This window comes from Ruegeria sp. CDSA020 (genome assembly GCF_059612345.1).
Genome location: NZ_JBXWQK010000005.1, coordinates 273,267 through 296,284 on the forward strand (window position 1 = coordinate 273,267; position 23,018 = coordinate 296,284).

22 protein-coding genes are annotated in these 23,018 nt (G+C 57.9%); 17 read left to right on the forward strand and 5 right to left on the reverse strand.

Going from position 1 to position 23,018, the window contains the following annotated elements; genetic code table 11:
- Nucleotide 1: 1 nt before the first annotated feature.
- Entirely contained in the window at nt 2-1,429 is a 1,428-nt protein-coding gene (locus tag AC2FJW_RS10865) for a tyrosinase family protein (protein ID WP_496696290.1), read from the reverse strand.
- A 365-nt stretch (nt 1,430-1,794) separates the two neighbouring features.
- On the opposite strand from AC2FJW_RS10865, the gene iolG reads away from it, so the two are divergent.
- The 9 genes from iolG (at nt 1,795) to AC2FJW_RS10910 (ending at nt 11,487) form a co-directional block, all read left to right on the forward strand.
- Nucleotides 1,795-2,808, forward strand: a complete 1,014-nt coding sequence (iolG, locus tag AC2FJW_RS10870) for an inositol 2-dehydrogenase (RefSeq protein WP_496696288.1) — start codon at nt 1,795-1,797, stop codon at nt 2,806-2,808.
- A gap of 117 nt (nt 2,809-2,925) precedes the next feature.
- Nucleotides 2,926-3,846: a sugar ABC transporter substrate-binding protein gene (locus tag AC2FJW_RS10875; protein ID WP_142635704.1), complete on the forward strand. Its 921-nt coding sequence runs from the start codon at nt 2,926-2,928 to the stop codon at nt 3,844-3,846.
- Nucleotides 3,847-3,914: 68 nt separating this feature from the next.
- Nucleotides 3,915-5,021 (forward strand): ABC transporter permease, encoded by a 1,107-nt coding sequence (locus tag AC2FJW_RS10880; RefSeq protein ID WP_142635706.1) that lies wholly within the window; start codon nt 3,915-3,917, stop codon nt 5,019-5,021.
- Nucleotide 5,022: 1 nt separating this feature from the next.
- Nucleotides 5,023-5,844 carry an ATP-binding cassette domain-containing protein gene (locus tag AC2FJW_RS10885; protein ID WP_142635708.1) on the forward strand — a complete coding sequence of 274 codons (822 nt, stop codon included), beginning with the start codon at nt 5,023-5,025 and terminating at the stop codon, nt 5,842-5,844.
- Between the two features lie 83 nt (nt 5,845-5,927).
- The gene (iolD, locus tag AC2FJW_RS10890; RefSeq protein ID WP_496696283.1) at nt 5,928-7,760 is read left to right on the forward strand and encodes a 3D-(3,5/4)-trihydroxycyclohexane-1,2-dione acylhydrolase (decyclizing); all 1,833 of its coding nucleotides are present in this window, start codon (nt 5,928-5,930) and stop codon (nt 7,758-7,760) included.
- Nucleotides 7,757-8,656: a myo-inosose-2 dehydratase gene (gene iolE / locus AC2FJW_RS10895; protein WP_496750073.1), complete on the forward strand. Its 900-nt coding sequence runs from the start codon at nt 7,757-7,759 to the stop codon at nt 8,654-8,656. The genes iolD and iolE overlap by 4 nt, the downstream gene beginning before the upstream one ends.
- Nucleotides 8,657-8,704: 48 nt before the next feature.
- Nucleotides 8,705-9,886 carry a phytanoyl-CoA dioxygenase family protein gene (locus AC2FJW_RS10900; protein WP_496750074.1) on the forward strand — a complete coding sequence of 394 codons (1,182 nt, stop codon included), beginning with the start codon at nt 8,705-8,707 and terminating at the stop codon, nt 9,884-9,886.
- A 39-nt stretch (nt 9,887-9,925) separates the two neighbouring features.
- Nucleotides 9,926-10,732, forward strand: coding sequence for a 5-deoxy-glucuronate isomerase (gene iolB, locus AC2FJW_RS10905; protein WP_496696277.1), 807 nt, complete (start codon nt 9,926-9,928; stop codon nt 10,730-10,732).
- Complete coding sequence (locus tag AC2FJW_RS10910) at nt 10,729-11,487, forward strand: SDR family NAD(P)-dependent oxidoreductase (protein WP_496696275.1); 759 nt, start codon at nt 10,729-10,731, stop codon at nt 11,485-11,487. The genes iolB and AC2FJW_RS10910 overlap by 4 nt, the downstream gene beginning before the upstream one ends.
- A gap of 49 nt (nt 11,488-11,536) precedes the next feature.
- On the opposite strand, the gene AC2FJW_RS10915 is transcribed toward AC2FJW_RS10910, so the two are convergent.
- From AC2FJW_RS10915 to iolC, 3 genes are read right to left on the reverse strand one after another with little or no spacing between them, the layout of a single operon-like run.
- On the reverse strand, nt 11,537-12,376 hold the full coding sequence (locus AC2FJW_RS10915; protein ID WP_496696273.1) for a class II fructose-bisphosphate aldolase: 840 nt from the start codon (nt 12,374-12,376) through the stop codon (nt 11,537-11,539).
- Nucleotides 12,373-13,209: a 5-deoxy-glucuronate isomerase gene (locus tag AC2FJW_RS10920; protein ID WP_496696271.1), complete on the reverse strand. Its 837-nt coding sequence runs from the start codon at nt 13,207-13,209 to the stop codon at nt 12,373-12,375. The genes AC2FJW_RS10915 and AC2FJW_RS10920 overlap by 4 nt, the downstream gene beginning before the upstream one ends.
- Before the next feature lie 9 nt (nt 13,210-13,218).
- The gene (iolC, locus tag AC2FJW_RS10925; protein WP_271948662.1) at nt 13,219-14,187 is read right to left on the reverse strand and encodes a 5-dehydro-2-deoxygluconokinase; all 969 of its coding nucleotides are present in this window, start codon (nt 14,185-14,187) and stop codon (nt 13,219-13,221) included.
- Between the two features lie 126 nt (nt 14,188-14,313).
- Between iolC and AC2FJW_RS10930 the strand changes: the two genes are divergently transcribed.
- Nucleotides 14,314-15,417: a Gfo/Idh/MocA family protein gene (locus AC2FJW_RS10930; RefSeq protein WP_496696269.1), complete on the forward strand. Its 1,104-nt coding sequence runs from the start codon at nt 14,314-14,316 to the stop codon at nt 15,415-15,417.
- A gap of 37 nt (nt 15,418-15,454) precedes the next feature.
- Nucleotides 15,455-16,588, forward strand: coding sequence for a Gfo/Idh/MocA family protein (locus AC2FJW_RS10935; RefSeq protein ID WP_496696267.1), 1,134 nt, complete (start codon nt 15,455-15,457; stop codon nt 16,586-16,588).
- On the opposite strand, the gene AC2FJW_RS10940 is transcribed toward AC2FJW_RS10935, so the two are convergent.
- Nucleotides 16,589-17,587, reverse strand: a complete 999-nt coding sequence (locus AC2FJW_RS10940; protein WP_496750075.1) for a LacI family DNA-binding transcriptional regulator — start codon at nt 17,585-17,587, stop codon at nt 16,589-16,591.
- A gap of 381 nt (nt 17,588-17,968) precedes the next feature.
- Here AC2FJW_RS10940 and AC2FJW_RS10945 point away from each other — a divergent pair, with 381 nt between their 5' ends.
- The 6 genes from AC2FJW_RS10945 to AC2FJW_RS10970 all read left to right on the forward strand — a co-directional run bounded on the left by AC2FJW_RS10945 (nt 17,969) and on the right by AC2FJW_RS10970 (nt 23,003).
- Nucleotides 17,969-18,157 (forward strand): Flp family type IVb pilin, encoded by a 189-nt coding sequence (locus AC2FJW_RS10945; RefSeq protein ID WP_281972471.1) that lies wholly within the window; start codon nt 17,969-17,971, stop codon nt 18,155-18,157.
- 163 nt (nt 18,158-18,320) lie between these two features.
- Entirely contained in the window at nt 18,321-19,148 is an 828-nt protein-coding gene (gene cpaB, locus AC2FJW_RS10950) for a Flp pilus assembly protein CpaB (RefSeq protein WP_142635731.1), read from the forward strand.
- Nucleotides 19,149-19,178: 30 nt separating this feature from the next.
- Nucleotides 19,179-20,663 (forward strand): pilus assembly protein TadG-related protein, encoded by a 1,485-nt coding sequence (locus tag AC2FJW_RS10955; protein ID WP_496750076.1) that lies wholly within the window; start codon nt 19,179-19,181, stop codon nt 20,661-20,663.
- Nucleotides 20,660-21,151, forward strand: a complete 492-nt coding sequence (locus tag AC2FJW_RS10960; RefSeq protein WP_271948250.1) for a TadE/TadG family type IV pilus assembly protein — start codon at nt 20,660-20,662, stop codon at nt 21,149-21,151. The genes AC2FJW_RS10955 and AC2FJW_RS10960 overlap by 4 nt, the downstream gene beginning before the upstream one ends.
- Complete coding sequence (locus AC2FJW_RS10965; RefSeq protein WP_496706319.1) at nt 21,148-21,786, forward strand: TadE/TadG family type IV pilus assembly protein; 639 nt, start codon at nt 21,148-21,150, stop codon at nt 21,784-21,786. Before AC2FJW_RS10960 ends, AC2FJW_RS10965 begins: the two co-directional genes overlap by 4 nt.
- 11 nt (nt 21,787-21,797) lie before the next feature.
- Nucleotides 21,798-23,003, forward strand: coding sequence for a CpaE/TadZ family protein (locus AC2FJW_RS10970; RefSeq protein WP_496691718.1), 1,206 nt, complete (start codon nt 21,798-21,800; stop codon nt 23,001-23,003).
- Nucleotides 23,004-23,018 lie beyond the last annotated feature (15 nt).

Here is a 23,018-nt window from a genome sequence, read left to right on the forward strand (position 1 = left end):
ATCAGTCGAAATAAAGGTTTATGCGGCCGATCTCAATGTCTGGCTGCTGTTCTGTTGGGGCGATCTGTTCCAACCCAGGTACTTGGCCAAAGGCCTCGCTGTCATCAAACATCCGTTGAAACCGGATTTGCAACCTGTTGGCGTCGCCTTGGCTCAGCCCCAGTGCAAAGGCCAGCTTTGTGATCTCGTAAGTCACCGCAAGGCCGCTGCCGCCATGTGGGCCGTCCGGGTTGCTTGCCTGTTCAAGGCCAAAAGGCGACAAGGTGCCGATAATCGCTGGCGGCAAAGCGTCATCCGGAAGATCCAGCATGACGCGGTAAGATCCGGGCATGCCACGGCCCTTGATCCCCTCAAGATGCAGGTGAACGCGCCGGGTGGTGCCGGGGGCCTCGGCGCCGGAAATCAGCGCGACTGAAGTGTCGAGCTTTACGCCGGCAGTGGTCATTGCACCACGCAACTTGACCGGAGCTTCGCTTGCGCCGGCAAGCTCGGGTTCCTTGCCTGCCATGACGAACTCCTCTGCTGGAATGGCGGGTTCTACTGCGGGTGGAACGCCGTCATATTGAAACCCGTGCAGGACGCTTGTGCTGTCCAGCATTTCTTCGCTGTTGAAGGTGAATGCCGCGCCATCGCCATCATGCATCGAGAATGTCTGGCCAGTGCGCCACAGTGGCGAGGGTGGGGCGACATGGCTCGGGTCTGCGTTGCGCCAGACTTCCCATAGCCGATCAATGTTGCAATGGTGCAGCCAGAAAATCGGATCAAAGGCCGCGGTGGCCGGATTTGCCATAAAACCGCCAGAGCCCCCAATCCAAACGTGTATATCGTTATGGGGCGTGCTTTCCAATGCGCCATTGTCCCCACCGCCGGGGTGAAACCCGGTTTGCGGGCCACCAAACCCTGATGAGAAGCCGGGCGTATCATTGGTAAAATCTTCATGATCCAACGCATCCAGCGACACCACGTCGTCTGGAAATCCGAAATCTCCATTCACCACTACACGTCGGCGGGAAAACAGGAAGTTGCGCGTGCCGTCTGACTTGGTCGGCTCACGGAACGCCACAGGAAGGCGGCGCGCATTCGGGTTTTCTGACAGGGGTTGGGAATAGTCCCAATAAGGCAGCGCCCAATCCTGCGGCCCGCCCAGATCGGCGACGGCTTTGCCGACGACGGCCTCAAATGCGGTGATATATCCGCGGTGCCAGGGCAGGAAGAACCAGCTTTGGTGCTGGCATTGGTTCCAGAATTGTCCGGAACCGGGAATGTTCGGAAAATTCTGCGGCTGCCCATGAACTGCGCCCATGAAAAACCACGATGTCGGGTCTTCCAGATCTCGGTCCCAGAGAGCTTCGACAGCACGCTCATACCAGATCAGAGTTTCGTCGTTGGCTGGCAGGGTCCAAACGTTTTTGCGGATTCTTGTGGCCATAACAATACCTCAAACTGCAAATAAATCTTGGAATCTAATAATGCGCCGAGTGTAACACTTGCGTGGTTTTATGTTAACCGAAATGAATCCAAGCCATAGCAGGGTAGGCCTGGGCAGGTGTTGACAGTGCCAATGTGCGTTTCCCAAATAAGATGAATTCAGGGTGACGCGCGGCCTTTCGCTTGCGTTCTAAGTCAGAGGCGCCAGTTACTGTATATTTGTGAATTGGACGGCCGCAGCTGCAGTGGGCACACATGCCGAGTACCCGAAAACAAGGGTGAATTTACGTAACTGTGAAATAATTCTTGCAACCGGTTGCAAAGAGAATCATTGTGGTGTCGAAAAAAGGGATTCGGGGGCGCGGGATGCTAAAAGTAGGATTGCTGGGGGCTGGGCGCATTGGGCGTGTTCACGCGCAGGCTATTGCGGCGCATCCTTACAGTGAACTGAGCGCGGTGTCTGATGCACTGCCCGAAGCTTCGGCGCGTTTGGCTGAGGAATTCGGGGCCAGTGCGCGACAGTCACAAGAGATCATTTCTGATCCTTCGATAAATGCAGTGCTGATCGCCACGCCGACGGATACGCATTCCGACCTGATCGAAGCGGCTACCCAAGCCGGGAAAGCGGTATTGTGCGAGAAGCCGGTTGATTTGAGCCTTGATAGGGCTGTCGCCTGTCAATCCTTTGCAAAAGCCACAGGCCAGCCCGTCATGGTCGGTTTCAATCGTCGATTCGACCCGAATTTTGCTGCTTTGAAGGCCGCGTTTGAGGCTGGTGAGGTCGGCAAGGCCGAGTTGTTGTCCATTACATCTTTCGACCCCGCGCCGCCACCGGTGAGCTATGTCAAAGTATCAGGAGGGCTGTTTCGGGACATGATGATTCATGATTTCGACATGGCGAACTTCCTGATGGGTGACCTGCCGGAAGTAATCTCGGCAGTGGGCACATCGGTTGTTGACCCCGAAATCGGTGCCGTAGGTGATGTGGACACGGCGGTCGTGACAATGACTTATGCAGATGGCCGGATCGCTGTGATCAAAAACTCTCGGCGCGCGGCTTATGGGTATGATCAGAGGGTCGAATTGCTGGGATCAGAAGGGATGCTTCAGGCGCAAAATATCCTTGAAAACTCAGTGGTTAAGTCAACTTCGAATGGCGTGACCGGTGCCAAGCCTACTTACTTTTTCCTTGAACGCTACATGTCTGCCTATCGCGCAGAATGGGATGCATTCGTTAGGTCAGTAAATTCTGGATCAGGGGTGCCTGTAACTCTGGACGACGGTGTCGCCGCGCTTGCTATGGCCGAGGCCGCAACCCGTTCTGCGCAGTCCGGACAGTCGATGGTTTTGGCCAAAGTTTTGAAACCGGTTGCAAAATGATCGGATATGCGGAAACTTGGGGCAGCTTCGCCCCGGATCGGGGCGAAGAAGATTCGGTTTAATCGGAAGATTGGGGCCAAGACCCCAACACACTGTTCAAACGGGAGGAGAAACCATATGAATAATTTCTTTAAAGGCGCACTGGCAGCTGGTGCACTGGCGATGGCCACGCCTGCATTCGCGCAGGAGATCGTCGTTGTGTCTCATGGTCAGGCCAATGACGCCTTCTGGAACGTCGTGAAAAACGGCGTTGAGCAAGCGGGCAAGGATGTCGGCGTGAACGTGGAATACCGCGCACCCGAGACCTTTGACATGGTTGCGATGTCACAGCTGATCGACGCCGCCGTGAACCAGGAACCGGACGGGTTGATTGTCTCGATCCCGGATGCCGATGCGCTTGGCCCGTCAATCGAACGTGCTGTTGCTGCCGGAATTCCAGTGATCTCGATCAACTCGGGTTCGGACGTGTCCAAACAGCTGGGCGCATTGCTGCATGTCGGTCAGGACGAGTTTGATGCGGGCAAGGCCGCAGGCGAAAAGCTGGCTTCGATGGGTGGCGCGAATGCGATCTGTGTGAACCACGAAGTCGGAAACGTGGCGCTTGACCTGCGTTGCGCCGGTTTTGCCGAAGGCTTTGGTGGCAGCGTCGAAGTTCTGCCAACCTCGAACGATCCTTCAGAAATCGAAGCGAAGGTCTCGGCCGCTCTGGCCGCGAATGACGCTGTCGACACAGTCATGGCGCTGGGTGCAAGTTCGGCTGGTGAACCCACGGTAGCGGCTGTGAAAGCATCGGGCCGTGATGTGAACGTAGCCTCGTTCGACCTGTCTGCGAACTTCCTGCAGTCCATCGCCGATGGAGATGCGGCATTTGCCATCGACCAGCAGCAGTATCTGCAGGGCTATCTGTCTGTGAACTTCATGGGCCTGCATGCCAAATACGGCCTGATGCCAGGTGGCAACGTGCCATCGGGTCCGAACCTGATCACACAGGACAAGGCAGCTCAGGTTATCGACCTGTCGGCACAGGGTATCCGCTGATCCGATTGGGACAGTGAAAAACAGAAACGGCGCCAGGTGCGCCGTTTCAACCGAATTGGGAGGGAAACATGAGTGAGTCAGCGCCCGTCACTACGGACGAACGCGTAAAGAAAGAACCGTTTCTGACCAAGCTGATGAAACGTCCAGAGCTTGGTGCCATGGCCGGTGTGGTCCTGGTGGTCATTTTCTTCGCGCTCACGGCAGACGATTCCATGTTCACGCTGGCTGGAGTTATGAACTTCATGACGCCCGCGGCACAGCTGGGTATCCTGGCTATCGGAGCGGCGCTGCTGATGATCGGGGGTGAGTTTGACCTGTCGATCGGTTCGATGGTTGCCTTTGCAGGCCTGTTCTTTGGTGTCTGCGTGGTGACTTGGCAGTTACCTCTGATCATTGCGATCCCGATGACATTTGTTTTTGCGGCCTTTGTTGGGGCGGTGAACGGCAATATCGTCATACGGTCAGGCTTGCCTTCTTTTATTGTAACTCTGGCTTTCCTTTTCATTCTGCGCGGTCTCTCACTGGTGGGTCTCAAAGCAGCCACTGGCGGGTCAACCCAGCTGCGTGGCGTGCGCGATGTAGTCGAAAACGACTGGCTGGCCCCGTTCTTCTCGGGCGAAGCTTTTGCCGGTTTGTTTGCCTGGCTGGCTGCAAACGGATTGATCGACACATTCAAAAACGGGGCGCCGAAAGTACCGGGCATTCCGGTTGAGATTTTGTGGTTCATCGTTCTGGCCCTTGCGGCGACCTATGTTCTGCTGCGGACCCCTGCCGGAAACTGGATTTTCGCGGCCGGTGGCGACAGCAATGCGGCTTCGAACTCGGGCGTGCCGGTGAGCCGCATCAAAGTGTCCTTGTTCATGCTAACCGCCTGCTGCGCGGCGCTGGTTGCAATCATCACCGTGATCGACGCAGGATCGACCGATGCGCGCCGTGGCTTCCAGAAAGAGTTTGAGGCCATCATTGCGGCGGTGATCGGAGGTTGTCTGCTGACCGGTGGCTATGGATCGGCCATCGGGGCGTTCTTTGGCGCGATCATCTTTGGCATGGTGGTCATCGGGCTGACTTACACGGATTTCGATCAGGACTGGTTCCAGGTGTTCCTGGGCGCAATGCTTCTGATCGCGGTATTGTTCAACAACGCCATCCGCAAACGCGTAACCGGGGAGCGCTGATATGACTGAAGACAGCAAGTTCCATCACGGGGATGCGGTAAAGGATGTCGCGCCGATCGTGCAAATGAAGAATATCGAAAAGCATTTTGGTAACATTATTGCCCTGGCAGGCGTCAGCTTTGACGTCAGGCCTGGCGAATGCCACTGCCTGCTGGGCGACAACGGTGCCGGAAAGTCGACCTTCATCAAGACCATGTCCGGAGTTCACAAACCCACCAAGGGCGAGATCTTTTTCGAAGGCAAACCGCTGCAATTTGACACGCCACGCGATGCGATGGAGGCGGGCATTGCGACCGTGTTTCAGGATCTGGCGATGATCCCGCTGATGAGTGTGACGCGGAATTTCTTCATGGGCCGCGAACCGACTAAGGGCAAGGGATTGCTGAAACGGTTCGATATCGACCAGGCCAATGAGGTCTGTATGGCCGAGATGCGCAAGATGGGTATCAATCTGCGCGGGCCGGATCAGGCCGTTGGAACCTTGTCAGGAGGTGAGCGCCAGACAGTTGCCATTGCTCGCGCGGTTTACTTCGGGGCCAAGGTCCTGATCCTGGACGAACCGACCTCGGCACTTGGGGTACGTCAGACATCGAATGTTTTGGCAACCATCGACAAGGTGCGTAATCAGGGCGTGGGTGTGGTGTTTATCAGCCATAACGTGCGCCATGCGCTGGCAGTGGGTGATCGCTTTACCGTGCTCAATCGTGGCAAGACGCTGGGCACGGCCACACGTGGAGAGATCACACCCGAGGAATTGCAGGACCTGATGGCCGGAGGTCAGGAAATGGCCCAGCTGGAAGGCTCTTTGGGCGGAACGGTTTAACCGTTCCCCCGTCTGGGCCACAGGCCCGCTAATTTCGAAATTGCAGGAATGGCCGAGATGGCCTTGTGTTGAAAGGTATCACTATGGGCAACACAGTCCGACTGACCGCAGCGCAAGCTTTGGTGCGCTATCTGGGCGCGCAGATGAACGAAGCGGGTGAACCCTTTATCGCCGGTGTCTGGGCCATCTTTGGCCATGGCAATGTGGCCGGGCTGGGCGAAGCGCTGCACGGCGCGAAAGACAGCCTGCCAACCTATCGCGGGCAAAATGAACAGACAATGGCACATTGCGCGATTGCCTATGCCAAGCAGATGCGGCGGACGCGGGCGATGGCGGTGACCTCATCCATTGGACCGGGGGCCACCAATATGGTCACTGCGGCGGCGTTGGCGCATGTGAATAGGTTGCCGGTTCTGATTATCCCCGGCGATGTGTTTGCCACCCGCGGGCCTGACCCTGTGTTGCAACAGATCGAAAGCTTTGGTGATGGTACGGTTAGTGCCAATGACTGTTTTCGCCCGGTCAGCCGGTACTATGATCGCATCTCGCGGCCTGAACATCTGTTGACGGCCTTGCCCCGCGCCTTTCGCACCATGACCGACCCGGCCGATTGCGGGCCTGTGACGTTGGCCTTTTGCCAGGATGTTCAGGCCGAAGCCTATGACTATCCCGAGGGTTTCTTCGAGCCGAGGGTCTGGTATCAGCGCCGCATTCGCCCGGATGAGGCGGAGTTGGCCCGTGCGGTGGCTGCGATCAGATCAGCCAAACGTCCCGTTATCGTTTCCGGAGGTGGCGTGCATTACTCCGGAGCGACGGATGTTCTGCAGAGCTTTGTGGAATCCCACAATATCCCGATCACCGAGACGCAGGCCGGGAAATCAGCGCTGGCCTGGGATCATCCGTTGAACCTTGGTCCGGTTGGTGTAACCGGTGGTGAACCGGCCAACGCCACCTGCGCCGAGGCCGATCTGGTGCTTGCTGTTGGGACGCGGTTGCAGGACTTTACCACCGGGTCCTGGGGGCTGTTTTCCAATCCGAACCGCGAGATGATCTGCCTGAACACAGCCGCCTATGACGCCGAAAAACACGGCGCAATGCCGCTGCAAAGCGATGCGCGTGTCGGGTTAGAGGAACTTGGCGAAGCCTTGCACGGCTACCGGGCCGACCCGGTGGCGGACACGCTGAAGGCAGATTGGTTTGGCAAGGTGGATGCACTGACCGACGCACCCGGTGACGGAAACGCGTTGCCTACGGATATGCAGGTGGTGGGTTCGGTGCAACGCGCCTCGGACAATAACACGGTAGTCATGTGCGCCGCGGGCACGATGCCGGGTGAGCTGCACAAGCTGTGGAAAGCGCCCCGCCCCGGTGCCTATCACATGGAATACGGGTTCAGTTGCATGGGCTATGAAATCGCCGGTGCAATGGGCATCAAGATGGCCCAGCCTGATCGCGACGTCATCTGCTTTACCGGTGACGGCACCTATATGATGGCGAATTCCGAAATGGCGACGGCGGCGATGATGGGGGTCTCTTTCACAGTGGTGATCACCGACAATCGGGGCTTTGGCTGCATCAACCGTCTGCAAATGGGCACTGGCGGGGCCGAGTTTAACAATTTGCTGGATCACGCGGTGCACGAAACGCCCTCGGCCATAGACTTCGCTGCGCATGCGGCGGCGATGGGGGCGACCTCGGTCAAGGTGGGCTCGATCGTTGAGCTGGAGCAGGCATTGGCCAAACGTGGCGAGGTCACCGGCCCCTATGTGGTCGTCATAGACACCGATCCGTACCCGTCGACCGAATATGGCGGCACCTGGTGGGAAGTGGCCGTGCCCGAAGTCAGCATCCGCCCGGAAGTGAATGAAAAGCGCGCAGCCTATGAGGTTGCCATCAAGGAAAGAAACACGAAATGAGCGTGAAGATCGGCATCTCTCCGATTGCATGGCAGAATGATGATCTGCCGGACCTGACCGCGGCTTACACGATGGAACAGGCCCTGAAAGAGGCGCGCGAGATCGGCTATACCGGCGTCGAACGCGGTCAGCGGATGCCCGGCGATACCGAAGGTCTGCGCACATATCTCGACACCAATGATATCGCCCTGTGTGGCGGTTGGTGTTCTGGGGCTTCTCTGGTTAACGATTTTGCCGCCGAGCGCGAGGCTGTGCGCGCGCAGGTCGAACAATTCGTAGCGCTCAACAGCCCGTGCATCGTCTATGCCGAATGCTCGAACACGGTGCAGGGGCAGATCGATATACCGGTCAATGACCGGGTGAAACTGTCGAAAGACGAGATACTGGCCTATGCCGCCAAAATCACCGAGCTGGCCAAATGGATGGCCGACCAGGGCATGCCGATGGCCTATCACCACCACATGGGCACGATCATCGAAAGCGAAGATGATGTGAACTGGTTGATGGAAGGGTCGGGCCCCGAGGTTGGCTTGTGCTTTGATACCGGCCACTTGCTGTTTGGTGGGGGCAATGTAATGGCGACGCTCAATCGGTGGGGCGACCGGGTGCGCCATGTGCATTTCAAGGACATCCGCCCGGCCGTTGTCCAGGATGTGCGCGAGAATAACCGCAGTTTCCTGGATGCTGTCGTCGCGGGCGCGTTCACCGTGCCTGGCGATGGTTGCATTGATTTTCAAGCCGTGGCGAATGCGTTGAAATCTATGGGTTATAGCGGCTGGATCGTGGTCGAGGCCGAACAGGACCCCGCCAAGGCCCCACCCCAAGAGTATTCCAAGATGGGTTACGACCACATTGTCGATGTCTGCGCTCAGGCAAGATTGGAGATCACCAACTAACAAACCGCCCCAAGGGGCAACACCAAGGCCATGAAGAAGGAGAAAATCATGGTAAGTCAAAGAATTGGATATGTCGGGTATTTTGACCGGGAATCCTGTGATCTGGACGAATTCAAGGTGTTGACCTCTCGGAAACTGACCTCGGACATGGTTCCGCAGGCCGCGATGATCGAAAAGAACGTCCCCGTCTATGACATGAATGCCCTGCGTCCCGCGCTGGAAGATACAGGGCAACGGCGCGCTTTGATGGCGGAATGGGGCCATGTGCTGAACCAATCCGCCGGGGTGATCGCGCTGAAATGGGCCTATCAGGATCTGTCGGTGATCGACCGGGCGACCGAGGTTTTTCGGCAGATCATCGACGAGGAACGCCAAAGCGGCGAAGGCGAGGGTGATCATTTTGCCGCCTCGGGAGCGAATGACCGGATCTGGAATGCGCTGCAAAAGCACTGCCTGCGCGATCCGGAAGGTTTCTCAAAATACTTCGGCAACGCTGCTGTTGCCACCGCCTGCGAGGCATGGCTGGGGCCGAACTATCAGGTCACGGCTCAGGTCAATCAGGTCCGCCCCGGCGGCAAGGCACAGCAGGCGCATAGGGACTACCATCTGGGCTTTCAGACCGCTGAAAGCGCTGCCCGGTATCCGGTGCATGCACATCTGCTGACGGCGGCGCTGACCTTGCAGGGGGCAGTGGCCCATTGTGACATGCCGGTGGAAAGCGGGCCCACCAAACTGTTGCCGTTTTCACAGCTATATCCAGCCGGATATATTGGCTTTCACGACCCCGCGCACAGGGACCACTTTGAGAAGAGCTATGTTCAGGTGCCGTTGAACAAAGGCGACGCGGTATTCTTCAACCCCGCGCTGTTCCACTCGGCCGGCGAGAACCGCAGCACGGATATCGACCGTATGGCGAACTTGTTGCAGATCTCATCCGCTTTTGGTCGTGCGATGGAGGCCATCGACCGCCGGTCCATGGCGCAGGCCGTGCTGCCGTCACTGGTGGCCCTGAAGCAAAGCGGCGAGCTGACTGGGTCCGAGCTGGACGCGGCCATCGCGGCGACGGCCGAAGGCTATCCGTTTCCGACAAATCTGGACACAGATCCCCCGATTGGTGGTAATGCGCCGGAAAGCCAGGCGGATATCTTGCGGCGTGCGGTCGCCGAAGAATGGACGCCAGAGCAACTGACCTCGGCACTTTCGGCGTTGAAAACCCGACAATCCGCCTGACGTTACGAACCGGGCCGGCGCGCCCAGAAAGGAGGCCCCATGGCCAACCTGCTCAGGAAACCACGCGGCCCCTATGGCAAGGTGCATGACATCACCCCTGCCTCTGCGGGATGGCGCTATGTCGGGTTCGGTCTTTACCACCTACGCGCAGGCGACAGGGCGGCCGAAGAAACCGGTGACAATGAGGTCATCCTGGTCATGGTCGAGGGCAAGGCGCATATCACCGGGGCCGGGCAGGATTGGGGTGTGCTGGGTGACCGCATGGATGTCTTTGAAAAGACGCCGCCGCATTGTCTGTACCTGCCCAACGGAACCGATTGGCAGGCTGTGGCGGAAACCGATTGTGTTGTGGCCGTGTGTTCGGCCCCCGGCAAAGGTGGCCATCCGGCGCGACGGATCGGGCCGGGTGGCATCACACTGACCGAACGCGGGAAGGGTGTGAATACCCGCTATATCAACAATATCGCGATGGAGGCCGAAGACGTCGCTGACAGCCTGCTGGTGACCGAGGTCTTCACGCCCAATGGCCACTGGTCCTCCTACCCCAGCCATCGCCATGATGAGGATGACTTTCCTCGCATCACTTATCTCGAAGAGACCTATTACCACCGTCTGAACCCCTCGTACGGGTTCGGCATTCAGCGGGTCTATACCGATGATGGCGATCTGGACGAGGCTATGGCTGTATCTGATGGCGATGTCGTGATCGTCCCGCGCGGGCATCATCCCTGCGGTGCGCCCTATGGGTTTGAGATGTACTATCTGAACGTCATGGCCGGCCCATTGCGGAAATGGCGCTTTGTTGCCGCCCCCGAAGTTGAATGGATCATGGAGCGTGACGCATGAGCGCGAATTTTGCGAATTACCCCGGTCTTGCGGGAAAAACAGTTTTTATCACCGGCGGGGCCGGGGGGATCGGCGCCGAAACGGTTCGCGCCTTTGCCGCCCAGGGGGCCAGGGTCGGGTTTGTTGATCTGAACGCAGATGCGGGCCAAGCGCTATTGGCGGAACTGGACGGGCAGCATGCCTTTGCCCAATGCGATCTGCGCGACATTGAGGCATTGCAGGCCGCGTTCGAGCGGCTGGTCGCCACGCTGGGCGAGGCGGATGTTCTGGTCAACAACGCTGCCCATGACGAACGCCACGACTGGCGCGAGGTAACGCCGGAGTATTGGGATGACCGAATGGCCACCAATATCCGCCATATGTTCTTTGCCATCCAGTCGGTGGCCCCGGGCATGATCGCTAAGGGCAAGGGGGCCATCGTCAATCTGGGATCGAATTCCTGGTGGGAATGCGGGGCAGGATTCCCGGCCTATGCCACCGCCAAATCTGCCGTTCATGGCCTAACCCGTACCATGGCGCGCGAGTTGGGCGACCATCGCATCAGGGTGAACACAGTAGTTCCGGGCTGGATCATGACGGAGAGGCAAAAAGAGTTATGGGTGACACCCGAGGCGCTGGCCAAGCAGGTGGATCGTCAATGTCTGCCGGACCCGATTGAGCCGGTCTATGTGGCGCGCATGGTCCTGTTTCTGGCCTCAGACGACGCGGCCATGTGCAGCGCGGGGAACTTCATGGTCGAAGGCGGCTCGATCTGAGGTGATGCCGCTTGGCGATGCGCTTCCGGTCGACTGGTAACTTGACGCCCTAATGCTGCGGCGGGGCGCCAAAGGCACGGATCACGGTGCGGGCAGCTGCCTCAACCGGGTCGTGCGTTTCCTTCAGGATCGTGACGCGGTCAAACCGTTCAGGATCACGATTGACGGCTTCACGCATGGCATTTCCGAATGCCATACGCAGCTCGGTTCCTATGTTGAACTTGCAGATCGAGGTCTCGCGCGCCAGCTTCATACGCTGCTCTACCGGCACACCGGACCCGCCATGAATGACCAAAGGCACTTCGGTCACGGCATCGATTTCGGCGATACGCGCCTCATCCAGGCCACCTTCTTTGTTTTGCTGCAAGTGAACATTGCCAACCGAAATCGCCATCGCGTCGACGCCGCTTTCGCGTGCAAACTTCGCGGCTTCCTCGGGGTCGGTACCATTTGAGCCTTCGCCACCGGAATACCCCACAAAGCCGATCTCTCCCTCGCATGAAATCCCTGCCGCATGGGCCATTTCGGCAATGGCCGCGGTCTCATCGATGTTTTGCTGCAATGGCTTACGCGACCCGTCGAACATCAGCGAGGTAAAGCCGCTGTCCAACGCGATTTTGCAGTCCTCGAAGGTGTACCCATGGTCCAGGTGGGCGACGACGGGGACAGAGGCGTTTTCGGCCAGATAGCGGAACATCTTGCCCAGAACGGGCAGGGGGGTGTGCTCGCGGCAACTGGGTCCGGCCTGCAGAATCAGAGGCGCGTTTTCGGCTTCGGCTGCGGCCACATAGGCGCGCATATCCTCCCATCCTAACGTGACCAGGCCGCCCACGGCATAGCCTTGTTCATAAGCCGGTTGCAGAACGTCTTTCAGTGTGGCGAGGGTCATTTGAATTTTGCAATCATGTCTTTGATGCCCGGTATGGTTTCGATCTGATAGGCATGGGTGGGTTGGAAATACTGGACTAGCGAGCGTTGGGTCAGGCCGCCGAGGATCGTGAAATAATACATCTCATACCCCGGCAGGACGCAGCAGGGGTGATAACCCTTGTCGATACAGACGGTCGATCCGTCCATGATATGATAGGCGTCGCCCGGTTCGTTATCCTCGCGCTGCAGCATCTGTAGGCCAGAGCCCCAGTTGGGTTTGAAACGGAAATTATAGGTCTCGTCATGGCGGGTCTCATCCGGCAGGCGGTTGGTATCGTGTTTGTGGCTGGGAAATCCCGACCAGCCGCCCTGACCCACGGTGAACAGCTCACTCACCAGCAGACGGCCCACCTTGTCATGCTGTTTCTGGCCCAGGATGTGCTTGATCTTGCGGTGGGTTTTGGTGTCGTCGCTGCCGTATTGCACCAGATCGTGCTGGCGGACATCGAACGGGTCCAGCACTTTGTCGTATCTGGCGCCCGCGATGAAGACTTCGGAGTGGTCCGAGGCGCAGACGATCTGCACCTTGGCGCCAACGGGTGCATAAACGCCCTCTGGCTCTCCATCCCAGACATCCTCTCCTCGGTTGCCCAGCATGGCAAATTGCACGCCTTCGACATCCACATCGACTGTACCTGTGGCCGGGACGATGCAGGTCTCATACCCCGGCACTTGATATTCGAACGCCTCGCCCTGTTTCAGTTTGACGATGTTGAAATAGTTCAGGGGCACCATTGGGTCATCGGCATCCACGATGGGTTTGTTCTGGTTCTCATAGGGGGCGATATGCATTGGGATCTCCTATGCCGTGGGGCCGGGATGGGTGGCCAGAAACGTGTCCAGCTGTTCGGTGGTCGGCATAGCGGGCGCGCAGCCGGGTTGAGACACGACGATCGAGGCGCAGGCCGAACCGCGCATCACCGCGTCCTTCAGCGAGTACCCCGCTGCAACCGAGGCCAGTAACCCGGCCATGAAACTGTCACCTGCGCCATTCGGCTTGACGGCAGTCACCGGATAGATGCCTGTCTGAAATTCCTGCCCGTCCATCAGCGTGATGGCGCCTTTTTCACCCATTTTATAGATCACCACGCGGCCTGGTTTGGCCGCCAGTTCCTGCGCCTTGGCAAACCCTTTGTTTATCCCGCCCGCCATGAAACCGAATTCTTCGTCATTGCCTACGATCAGATCACTGGCGTCACCGGCGCGGGACAGGACCTCGGACGCGACTTCGGGTGAGGGCCAACTGTAAGGGCGATAGTCTATGTCAAATATTACGGGCACACCGGCCTTGCGGGCCGTGTCGATGGCCCGGAATGTGGCGCTGCGCGAAGGCTCGGCCGCAAAGACGGTTCCGGCCGAGATCACAGCCGAGAAGGAGCTGAAATCGACCTGGTCCATATCCTCTTCGGTGACTTGGAAATCGACTGCGCCATTGCGGTAGATGACATTCTGGAAATCTTCTGTCCGGCTTTCGTAGATTGCCAGCGACATGCGGTATTCGCCCCTTACAACCCGTATGTTGGACGTATCGACGCCGTAATGCGCCAGCCGGTTCAGGCAGAACCGCGCGACCGCGTCGTCTGATACCGAGGTGATCAGCGACGCTTGACTGCCCAGCTTGACCAGACCCACACATATATTTGCCGATGAACCGCCCAGATCGGCCCGGAACGCGTCGGCATCCTCACTTTTCTCGCCGATGGGATCGGCAAACAGGTCCATGCCCGCACGACCCAAGACGCCAAAGCGGTTTCCTTTGATACCGTCCATCAAAGCGGTCACGTCATTTCCTCCGGCGAAAAGGGTCGGCAAGGTGTGTTGATCCTTGCGTTGAATCGATTCACACGATACTGATTTTGCAACCGGTTGCAAATGATATGTGCGAGGCCGCGGCAGATGCCTGAAATTGGAATTGGAATTGTTGGCGGCGGCTATATGGGCAAGGCCCACTCGGTCGCGATGTCAGCGGTAGGTGCCGTGTTCGACACCGTGCTGCGCCCGCGGCTTGAGGTGATCTGTGCCTCGACATCTGCAAGCGCGGAAGTCTATCGCGCCGCCTACGGGTTCCAGCGCGCTACCGATGACTGGCGCATGTTGGTCGAGGATCCAAAGGTCGAGGCCATTGTGATCGCCTCACCTCAGTCGACGCACCGTCAAATCGCTGAGGCGGCGTTTGCCCTTGGTAAACCGGTGCTGTGCGAAAAACCCTTGGGGGCGTCCTTGGACGACAGCCGCGCGATGGTGGCGGCAGCCGAGGCCACAGGTGCAATCAACATGGTTGGGTTCAACTATATCCGCACCCCCGCCAGCCAATATGCGCGACAGCTTATTGCTGAAGGGGAAATCGGTCAGGTCACATGGTTCCGTGGCGAACATACCGAGGATTTCTATGCCGACCCCGAGGCCCCAGCAACCTGGCGCACAACGGGAATGGCCAATGGAACCATCGGCGATCTTGCTCCGCATATGGTGAATGGTGCGTTGGCGCTGATCGGGCCGATCACTCAGGTTATGGCCGATGTGGAGACGGTGCACCGGCATCGCCCCGGCGGCGAAGTTACCAATGATGATCACGCGCAGATGATGTGTCGTTTTGAAAACGGGGTCATGGGAAACCTTTATTTCAGCCGCGTCGCAACGGGTCGCAAGATGGGTTACGCCTATGAGATCTCGGGTACCAAAGGTGCGATCCGGTTCGATCAAGAGGATCAGAACGCCCTGTGGCTGTATCGCCGCGAAGGCCCCGAGGCCACGCGCGGGTTCACCAAGATCCTGACCGGCCCCGCGCATCCGGATTACGAGCCCTTTTGCCAGGGCCCTGGCCACGGCACAGGATATCAGGATCAGATCATTATCGAGGCCAAGGATTTCCTGCAGGCCATCCATTCTGGACAGAATACCTGGCCTACCTTCCGCGATGGGCACGAGGTGAACCGCGTTCTGGCGGCTGCATTGGCATCGTCAGACGGGCGGCAATGGACAGATATCAGCGATTTCTGAAAACTCACCACCCAATTTCCAAAGAGAGACTAAGACCATGACAAAGCTGAAATGGGGCATGATCGGTGGCGGTGAAGGCAGCCAGATTGGCCCTGCGCACCGCCTTGGCGCACAGGCCGATGGGCTGTTTGAGTTCGCTGCTGGAGCGTTGGACCACCGCCCCGACGTGGGACGTGAATATGCACAGCGTCTGGGCGTTGCAACTGATCGCGCCTATGGCGACTGGCAAGAGATGCTAGCCGGTGAAAAAGACCGTAGCGACCGCATCGATCTGGTTACCATCGCGACACCGAACTCGACCCATTTTGAAATTGCCAAGGCCTATCTCGAGGCGGGTTTTAACGTTCTGTGCGAAAAGCCGATGACGATGACCGTGGAAGAAGGCGAAGAGATCGTGCGCATCGCCGAAGCATCGGGCAAGCTATGCGCCGTGAATTATTGCTATTCGGCTTATCCGATGGTGCGCCAGGCACGTGCAATGGTGAGGGTCGGGGATATCGGCAAGGTGCGTCTGGTCGTGACGAATTTCAGCCACGGCCACCACGGGGATGCCACTGACGCCGACAATCCACGCGTGCGCTGGCGGTATGATCCGGCGATGGCCGGTGTCTCGGGGCAGTTCGCGGATTGCGGTATACACGCGCTGCATATGGCAAGCTTCATTTGCGATGATGAGGTCACGTCGCTGTCCGCCGACATGGCCTCGACCATCTCAAGCCGCGTGCTGGAGGATGATGCCATGGTCAACTTCCGGACAGAGCGTGGCACCGTCGGGCGCTTGTGGACTTCGTCCGTTGCGATCGGGCGCCAACATGGGTTCGACATTCAGGTCTTTGGTGAAACCGGCGGTCTGCGATGGACCTCGGAACAGCCCAACCAGTTGCTCTATACACCGGTTGGCGGCCGCACACAGATCATTGAAAAGGGCGAAGGTGGCTTGTACGAGGACGCCCAGCGCCTGTCGCGGGTTGCCATCGCACATCCTGAAGGGTTTCCCTTGGCTGTAGCCAACATCTATTGCGATCTGGCCGATGCCATTCGTGGCGAATCCCGCGACGGGTTGCCAGGCGCAGCGGATGGTGTGCGGTCTATCGCAGCGGTCCATGCTGCCGTTGCGTCGGGCAATGAAGACGGAGCCTGGAAGGATGCGCGCCCCCCTATGTTCCGCTGACTAGGCGCGGGGGCGCAGCGTGCCCCTTTCGACTACGCGGCAGGGGAAAATGCGGGCCTCGGGATAACGCTCGGGGTCTTTAAGCATCTCTTCCACCAGATCCACAGACGAGGTGATGATTTGCTTGATCGGTTGGTGGATGGTCGTCAGATTCACGCTTTCCCAACGCGACATCTCCATGTCATTCAGGCCGATGATCCCGATATCCTTGCCCGGTTTCAACCCGTGATCCGACAGGGCGGACAGCGCACCGACGGACAGAATGTCATCGCCGCAGAAATAGCTTTCGGCTGGTTGACCCTTTAGCAAATCCAGCATTTCCGCGCGCCCCGCCTCAAATGAATAGGCCCCGGCGAAAGAGTATGTGACCTCAAGATCGGGATGCTTTTCGGCCTCTTCCATAAAGCCCTGATAGCGGTCCATGGCCGAGGTCGCATCCTTAGGCCCGCCCAGATATCCAACGCGCCGATAGCCCCGCGCCTGCAGCTCGCGGGCCGCCATGCGACCACATTCAACATTGTCGATCCCGACCACATGTACCTCGGGCGAGGTCGCAGAGCGTCCGAACGTATGCACGACCGGAACGCCTGCATCGTGAAACGCCTTGGCGAAACTGGGCGGCAGGGTCGACGAGGCCACAATCGCGGCGTCGACCGAATACTGGCGCAGCATCCGAACGGAATTGGCAGGCTCGGTCTCATCCGTCAGATTCACGATCAACGGGCGCAGACCGCGTTCCTGCAAGGCGCGCGTGAATTGATCGAACACTTCAAGGAAAATCGGGTTGTGAAAGTTGTTCGAGATCAGCCCGATCAGCTTTGTCCGTCCCGTGGTCAGCGATGAGGCCAGGGCGTTCGGGCTGTAGCCCAGTTCAGCAGCCGCCTTTTCCACCTTGCTTCGGGTTTTCGCCGAAACCGAGGCGCCCTCGGTAAAGGTGCGCGACACGGCAGAGCGCGACACCCCGGCCAGAGCTGCGACGTCTTTTAGGGTGACGCTCATGTTTCGTACCTGCAGAAGAAAGGTGGGATGACAGACATTTTCATGTCGTGATACTAAGCCAGTTAGTCTGGTGGCTGCAATCGGTTGCAAATGATTGCTCGTTTGACGCGGGGCCCGGTTTATTGACCCCGAGCAGCTTCTCACCAATCGATTCTTTCTGACGGGAGATCAGGTAAATCTGCCGCCGCGCACCGTAAATCGGTCCGCGATTTGACACATTTCCGCCCAAAATGATCGAAAATTCGCCCTAAGCGGGAATTTCTTTTCGTTTGTGGGGAGGTTTCGGCACCGCCTCATCGGTAACGATTTAGTTAACGGGGGTGTGTTCCTCGTGTCAGTGCGGGATTTCGCACTTTGGTAAAACAGTCTGGAGTTCAAGTAATGTTGAATGGAATTCGCAAAGTATTTCTGAAGCTACGCAAAGACGAGAGTGGCGCCACCCTGGTTGAATATGGCATCGCGCTGTTTGTTGCGATTGTCGTCGGCGGGACAATTCTGACCAATTTGGCTGGCACGACCAGCAGCAACTTTAGTGATGCAAACTCGGCAGCCCAGCGGACAACGCCTTAAGCTGCGCGCCAATTTCCTAAGTGAAAAAAACCTGACTTCCCATTCGCAAGCGTGGGGCGTCAGTTTCCTACCAGACCACCTTTGATTTGCATAAGCGGTCTGTTTGGCCATTCAGGCCCAATTAAGTAATTATCCTGAGTTTTCCCGGGAATTGGAGGATACCATGCGTATTAAATCATTTTTGATGACTTTCCTGGGAATAGGTTTGGCGGGTGGCGCGGTTATTCTGGCACAGGATCAGATCCGAAGGAATCAGTCAGCGGGTGAACCAACCATAGTTCGTGTTGTGGCCGTGGCCGAAGATATCGCGTTCGGAACGCCGATCGAAGGGCACAAGCTGACGACCATTGATTGGCCTACTGCATCTGTGCCTGCAGGTGTTTTTACAAGCTTTGATGATGTCCTGCCTGCCGCAGGCATAGAACCTCGCCGGGCCAAGCGCGCTTTGGCGCAGGGCGAAATTCTTTTGACCTCGAAAGTTTCCGATTTTGGTGAAAAAGTGACAATCGTTCAGACGATTGGCGAGAATAACCGCGCGATGGCGATCAATGTCGACGCGCAGACAGGGGTAGGCGGATTTGTTACGCCTGGCGACTTTGTCGACATTGTTCTGACCCGCGGCACCAATGATACACTGCGTGCAGTGACGATCCTGCAGAATATCCGGGTCATCGGCGTGGACCAAACCGCGGATGAAGAGCTTGACCAACCCGGCATTGCCCGCACGGTTACGATCGAGGTCACCCCGGATGAAGGTCAGAAGTTGGCTCTGGCGCAGAAGGCCGGGCAGCTCAGCCTGTCTCTGCGGTCTCTGCAAACAGAAGAGGATAAGCCGCTGGAAGCGGTTCGCCTCAGCGACATCCTCCTTGAAAAATCACCGCTAGAAGAGGGCACGCCCAGGCCGATTGTGAAAGTTCGCCGTGGGGCAACCGACGTTCAGGAAATTCAGGTCTTTGGGAACACCAGTGCAACAACTGAGCCGGTGAACTGAGGTCAGGTTGGTCTTTCGAGGGAGGTTGATATGACTTCGCTACGCAAAATCAGGGACAAAGAAGACGGCACAATTCTGGTTTTTGTCGGCATGTTCATGGTCGTCATGATCGGAATGGCTGCACTGACTTTTGATCTGGGGCGTATCGCCTCTACCCAAACTGACCTGCAAGCCTATACCGACCACGTGGCGCTTGCCGCCGCAGGAGAGCTGGATGGCAATGCTGACGCCATTACACGTGCAACAGCTGCGGCATCCGGCATGATCGACGACGAACAGTTTTTCGCGGATGGCAGCCAAAGCCTTGGAACTTCGGCGGATTTTTCGCTTCGCTTTCTGACCGGATTGCCGACTCCGGCGGCAGACCCAGACGATAACGACTCGGTTACGCCCTTTGTGACGACAGACCCGGCGCGTGCCGTCTTGGTCGAGGTGACCGCGACACCACGGACTGTTTTCCTGCCTTTTGGCCGATCGCTGGCCAGCTTGCTGGGTGTCGCCAGCCCGTCCGGAGAGGTGAATTCAGTCTCGATCGCTGGGTATTCAGCATATGCCTGTGACGTAACGCCGTTGATGTTCTGTATCCCGTCGGGCTGGACCTCCAGCGCCAATATCGGCGCTTCCATCAAATTGCGTACTGGCGGCAACAACTCAGCCTGGGGGCCGGGGAATTTCGGATTCCTGGATCCAACGGATATCGGGATCAATCCAAACGGACCATGCGCCGGTCTGACCGGCTCAAAGCTGTATATCTGCCTCATTGCTGCGAATGGGAACCTGACCAAATGCGTGTCTCAGCGCGGTGTCGACACCGAACCCGGTCAGCGGAACGGGATTGGCAGCGCGATCTACAATTCGCGGTTCGATATGTTCCAGGCGACCATGAACCAACTGAAGAACGATCCAGACTATGCACCGGGTCCAAATGTGATTTCAGGCTGGGACCATTCCGGCGGGGGCTGTGTGAAAAACAACCCGGACCTGTCGACCAATACTATTCCAATGCCGCCGGATGATTGCTTTGACCCGGTGAGTGGTCTTTGCAATGGCAGCCGTTTTGGCGATGGCAACTGGACGTCAGGGCAAGCGGCTTACAACCTTATGAATTATGGAGTTGGGCCGGACGGTACGCTGACGCCGCATGCGCAGGGCGCACCGACAGGAAACACCCGGTATCAGGTATATCTGGATGAGGTCAGCCGGGCCGGGTCAGGCGATATCGTCACCGGACGGGACGAGACCGGCCGCGCCCAATGTTCAGGCCAGCCCAGCACCGATCCCGAGCGGCGTACGTTCATCGCCGCAGCGATTGACTGCACCGCGAACCCAGTTTCCGGGCGGGCCACCGATGTGCCGGTGAAGGAATTCGTAAAAGTCTTTCTGTTTCAGCCACTTGAAGAATCCACAGGCTCGGATTTCGACATCTTCGTCGAGGTGGTCAAACAGGTTGGCGGCGGAGTTGGTGGCAGTGCCGTTGATGGCATTTTCCGCGATGTCGTGAGGCTGTACCGATGAAGCCGCTGGGTCGCTTCCTCTCACGCTTTCAGCGCTGCGAGTCTGGCGCGCCGATGGTCGAGTTCGCCATGGTTCTGCCGGTTATCTTGCTGTTCTTTGTTGTGATCATCGAGGGCAGCCGGATCACCTGGATACATCAGGCGACATCTGCCGGCGTACGGGATGCGTCGCGCATGATCGCTCGCATCGCACCGCTGGATCTATGCAGCGCGGGCGGCGTCGCAAGCTATGATGCAATGGCCACAGATATTGTCGCCAACCGACTGGGCGGTGGGGCGCATTTGCCGGTCGGAACAACGCTGGTGGATGTAACCCCGACCTGCATATCGCGGTCTGGCAGCTATCGTATTGACCCGACCTCAGTGGTCGAAGTGACCGCGAAAATCCAGATTGATTTTATCCTGGGCAATGTTCTGGGCCTGTTCGGCGGGGCTGTTAGCACGCTTGACACGGTGATTTCGGATCAGAGCCGGGTGTTCGGCGTATGACCCGGTTGTCGCATATCCTGCGGACCTTCCGGAGTCAGGAGCGTGGCGCTGCCCTAGTCGAATTGGGGATGGTCATTCCACTGTTCCTGTTGCTGATGTTCGGCATTGTGGATTATGGCCGGTTGTTCTGGTCGACTACCATGGCGCAGAAGGCGATGCAAAAAGCATCTAGGCTGGCAACTCTTGGGCCTCCGCTTTGCGGTGCGTTGCCGACCGAGCACACGCTGGCAAGCGGCGCTCCTACAAGTACGAAATTTGGGGTGCTCTGCCGCAGTGGCAATGTCTGTGCCGTGCCTGCCCTGCCTGCGCCTTGCCCGTTGAATACCGCGACGGATTACGGCGCACGTGTCTGGAATGATATCCGCATGTTGCTGCCACCGGGAACGACTGCCGCCAACGTACAGATCGGATATTCGCATGACGCGCGCCTTGGATTTTTAGGGGGGCCATATACGCCGGTCGTTACCGCCGAACTTGTTAACGTAAACTTTAACTTCATGATGCCAATCGCCGGTCTGGCCGCTCTTGCCTCGAACGGCACAACACCTGCGTCAAATACCCCCAACAGTATTTCTCTTCCCGCGATGAGCACATCGGTTCCCGCCGAAGATCTGGCGGCCGGGGCGAGTGAGTAAGGAGAAACATAATGAGTGCCAAGCAGATTTCAGTATTGTTGATTTCACCGGACGAGCAGATTTACTCGGCCATAGAAGGCTCGTTACGGGGGCAGGCGAACTGCCGGTTCACCGGTCGTCAGGACACCGTTGCGGGGGTAAACGGCTCTGCGATCTCGCTGACTGCAGAGCATGATGTTGTTCTGTTCGATGTGGATGAGAATTCCGGGGACCTACTGCAAACCGCACGGAAAATCTGTGATGCCCGTATGCCAAATGCGATCATCATTGCGTTGGCCCACGAGGATTTGCCCTTGGAAAAGGCGCGCCAGCTGAAAAAGCTTGGTGTCGACGACGTTCTTCCGAGAAAGTGGATCGACGAGGAAATTGTGCCGCAGGTGGACGCAATCCGGGCCCGCCGTCAGGCGCAGTTGCCGGCCGTGTGGGGCGGTCAGGCAACCCTGGGCAAAGTGATCGCCGTGGCCAAATCCCGTGGTGGGGTTGGATCGTCTATCGTCGCTGCCAATCTGGCCAACGAGCTACAGGCCAAGGAAGGGTTCTTCAAGAAGAAAGCCGCCAACGAAGTCGCGGTTGTCGATTTGGATTTTCAGTTCGGATCTATTGCCGCCCTGATGGATGTTGAGGAAAGTGACGCCATGTGGCGGATGGCGATGGATGAGAGCATTCCCGATGGCGCCTTTCTGGAACAGGCCATGACCAAGTCCCCCTGTGGGGTTGATGTTCTGGCTGCACCGTCGCGCTTTGGTCCTCTCAGTGCCATTAATGAAGAACAGATCTCGGCCATTTTGGACAGCCTCAAGCGCAGCCATGATTATGTGATTATTGATCTGCCGCGAGCTCTGGTCGAGTGGATCACGCCGGTGTTGTCGCAAGCCGACCGGCTGCTTTTGGTAACGGATGTCGCAGTGCCTTCGATCCGGTCAGCGCGGAAATTGATGGATTTCTATCACGCCGAAAACCCGGCCTTGGAAATCCAGCTGGTTGCGAGCCTGGAAAAGAAACCCCTGATCCCGGCCGCGCACCACCGTGCAGCAGCAAAGCTGTTGGAACAGGATTTCGCCCATTGGGTTCCCAAGGATGAGCGAACCGTTCGTGAATGCGTGGACCGGGGCGTACCTCTGCAAGAGGTCTCAAATCGGGCGCCTCTGACACGGGCCATCCGCCGCATCGCGCAGGAAACCACAGTTTCTCTGCCGCCACGCGTGGGCAAACAGTAAATCGAAGTCCGAAGA

What these genes read in the sequence shown, in the direction of transcription:
- AC2FJW_RS10865 (WP_496696290.1), bottom strand. Translation starts at nt 1,429, where the DNA reads ATGGCCACAAGAATCCGCAAAAACGTTTGGACCCTGCCAGCCAACGAC.
- iolG (WP_496696288.1), top strand. Translation starts at nt 1,795, where the DNA reads ATGCTAAAAGTAGGATTGCTGGGGGCTGGGCGCATTGGGCGTGTTCAC.
- AC2FJW_RS10875 (WP_142635704.1), top strand. Translation starts at nt 2,926, where the DNA reads ATGAATAATTTCTTTAAAGGCGCACTGGCAGCTGGTGCACTGGCGATG.
- AC2FJW_RS10880 (WP_142635706.1), top strand. Translation starts at nt 3,915, where the DNA reads ATGAGTGAGTCAGCGCCCGTCACTACGGACGAACGCGTAAAGAAAGAA.
- AC2FJW_RS10885 (WP_142635708.1), top strand. Translation starts at nt 5,023, where the DNA reads ATGACTGAAGACAGCAAGTTCCATCACGGGGATGCGGTAAAGGATGTC.
- iolD (WP_496696283.1), top strand. Translation starts at nt 5,928, where the DNA reads ATGGGCAACACAGTCCGACTGACCGCAGCGCAAGCTTTGGTGCGCTAT.
- iolE (WP_496750073.1), top strand. Translation starts at nt 7,757, where the DNA reads ATGAGCGTGAAGATCGGCATCTCTCCGATTGCATGGCAGAATGATGAT.
- AC2FJW_RS10900 (WP_496750074.1), top strand. Translation starts at nt 8,705, where the DNA reads ATGGTAAGTCAAAGAATTGGATATGTCGGGTATTTTGACCGGGAATCC.
- iolB (WP_496696277.1), top strand. Translation starts at nt 9,926, where the DNA reads ATGGCCAACCTGCTCAGGAAACCACGCGGCCCCTATGGCAAGGTGCAT.
- AC2FJW_RS10910 (WP_496696275.1), top strand. Translation starts at nt 10,729, where the DNA reads ATGAGCGCGAATTTTGCGAATTACCCCGGTCTTGCGGGAAAAACAGTT.
- AC2FJW_RS10915 (WP_496696273.1), bottom strand. Translation starts at nt 12,376, where the DNA reads ATGACCCTCGCCACACTGAAAGACGTTCTGCAACCGGCTTATGAACAA.
- AC2FJW_RS10920 (WP_496696271.1), bottom strand. Translation starts at nt 13,209, where the DNA reads ATGCATATCGCCCCCTATGAGAACCAGAACAAACCCATCGTGGATGCC.
- iolC (WP_271948662.1), bottom strand. Translation starts at nt 14,187, where the DNA reads ATGGACGGTATCAAAGGAAACCGCTTTGGCGTCTTGGGTCGTGCGGGC.
- AC2FJW_RS10930 (WP_496696269.1), top strand. Translation starts at nt 14,314, where the DNA reads ATGCCTGAAATTGGAATTGGAATTGTTGGCGGCGGCTATATGGGCAAG.
- AC2FJW_RS10935 (WP_496696267.1), top strand. Translation starts at nt 15,455, where the DNA reads ATGACAAAGCTGAAATGGGGCATGATCGGTGGCGGTGAAGGCAGCCAG.
- AC2FJW_RS10940 (WP_496750075.1), bottom strand. Translation starts at nt 17,587, where the DNA reads ATGAGCGTCACCCTAAAAGACGTCGCAGCTCTGGCCGGGGTGTCGCGC.
- AC2FJW_RS10945 (WP_281972471.1), top strand. Translation starts at nt 17,969, where the DNA reads ATGTTGAATGGAATTCGCAAAGTATTTCTGAAGCTACGCAAAGACGAG.
- cpaB (WP_142635731.1), top strand. Translation starts at nt 18,321, where the DNA reads ATGCGTATTAAATCATTTTTGATGACTTTCCTGGGAATAGGTTTGGCG.
- AC2FJW_RS10955 (WP_496750076.1), top strand. Translation starts at nt 19,179, where the DNA reads ATGACTTCGCTACGCAAAATCAGGGACAAAGAAGACGGCACAATTCTG.
- AC2FJW_RS10960 (WP_271948250.1), top strand. Translation starts at nt 20,660, where the DNA reads ATGAAGCCGCTGGGTCGCTTCCTCTCACGCTTTCAGCGCTGCGAGTCT.
- AC2FJW_RS10965 (WP_496706319.1), top strand. Translation starts at nt 21,148, where the DNA reads ATGACCCGGTTGTCGCATATCCTGCGGACCTTCCGGAGTCAGGAGCGT.
- AC2FJW_RS10970 (WP_496691718.1), top strand. Translation starts at nt 21,798, where the DNA reads ATGAGTGCCAAGCAGATTTCAGTATTGTTGATTTCACCGGACGAGCAG.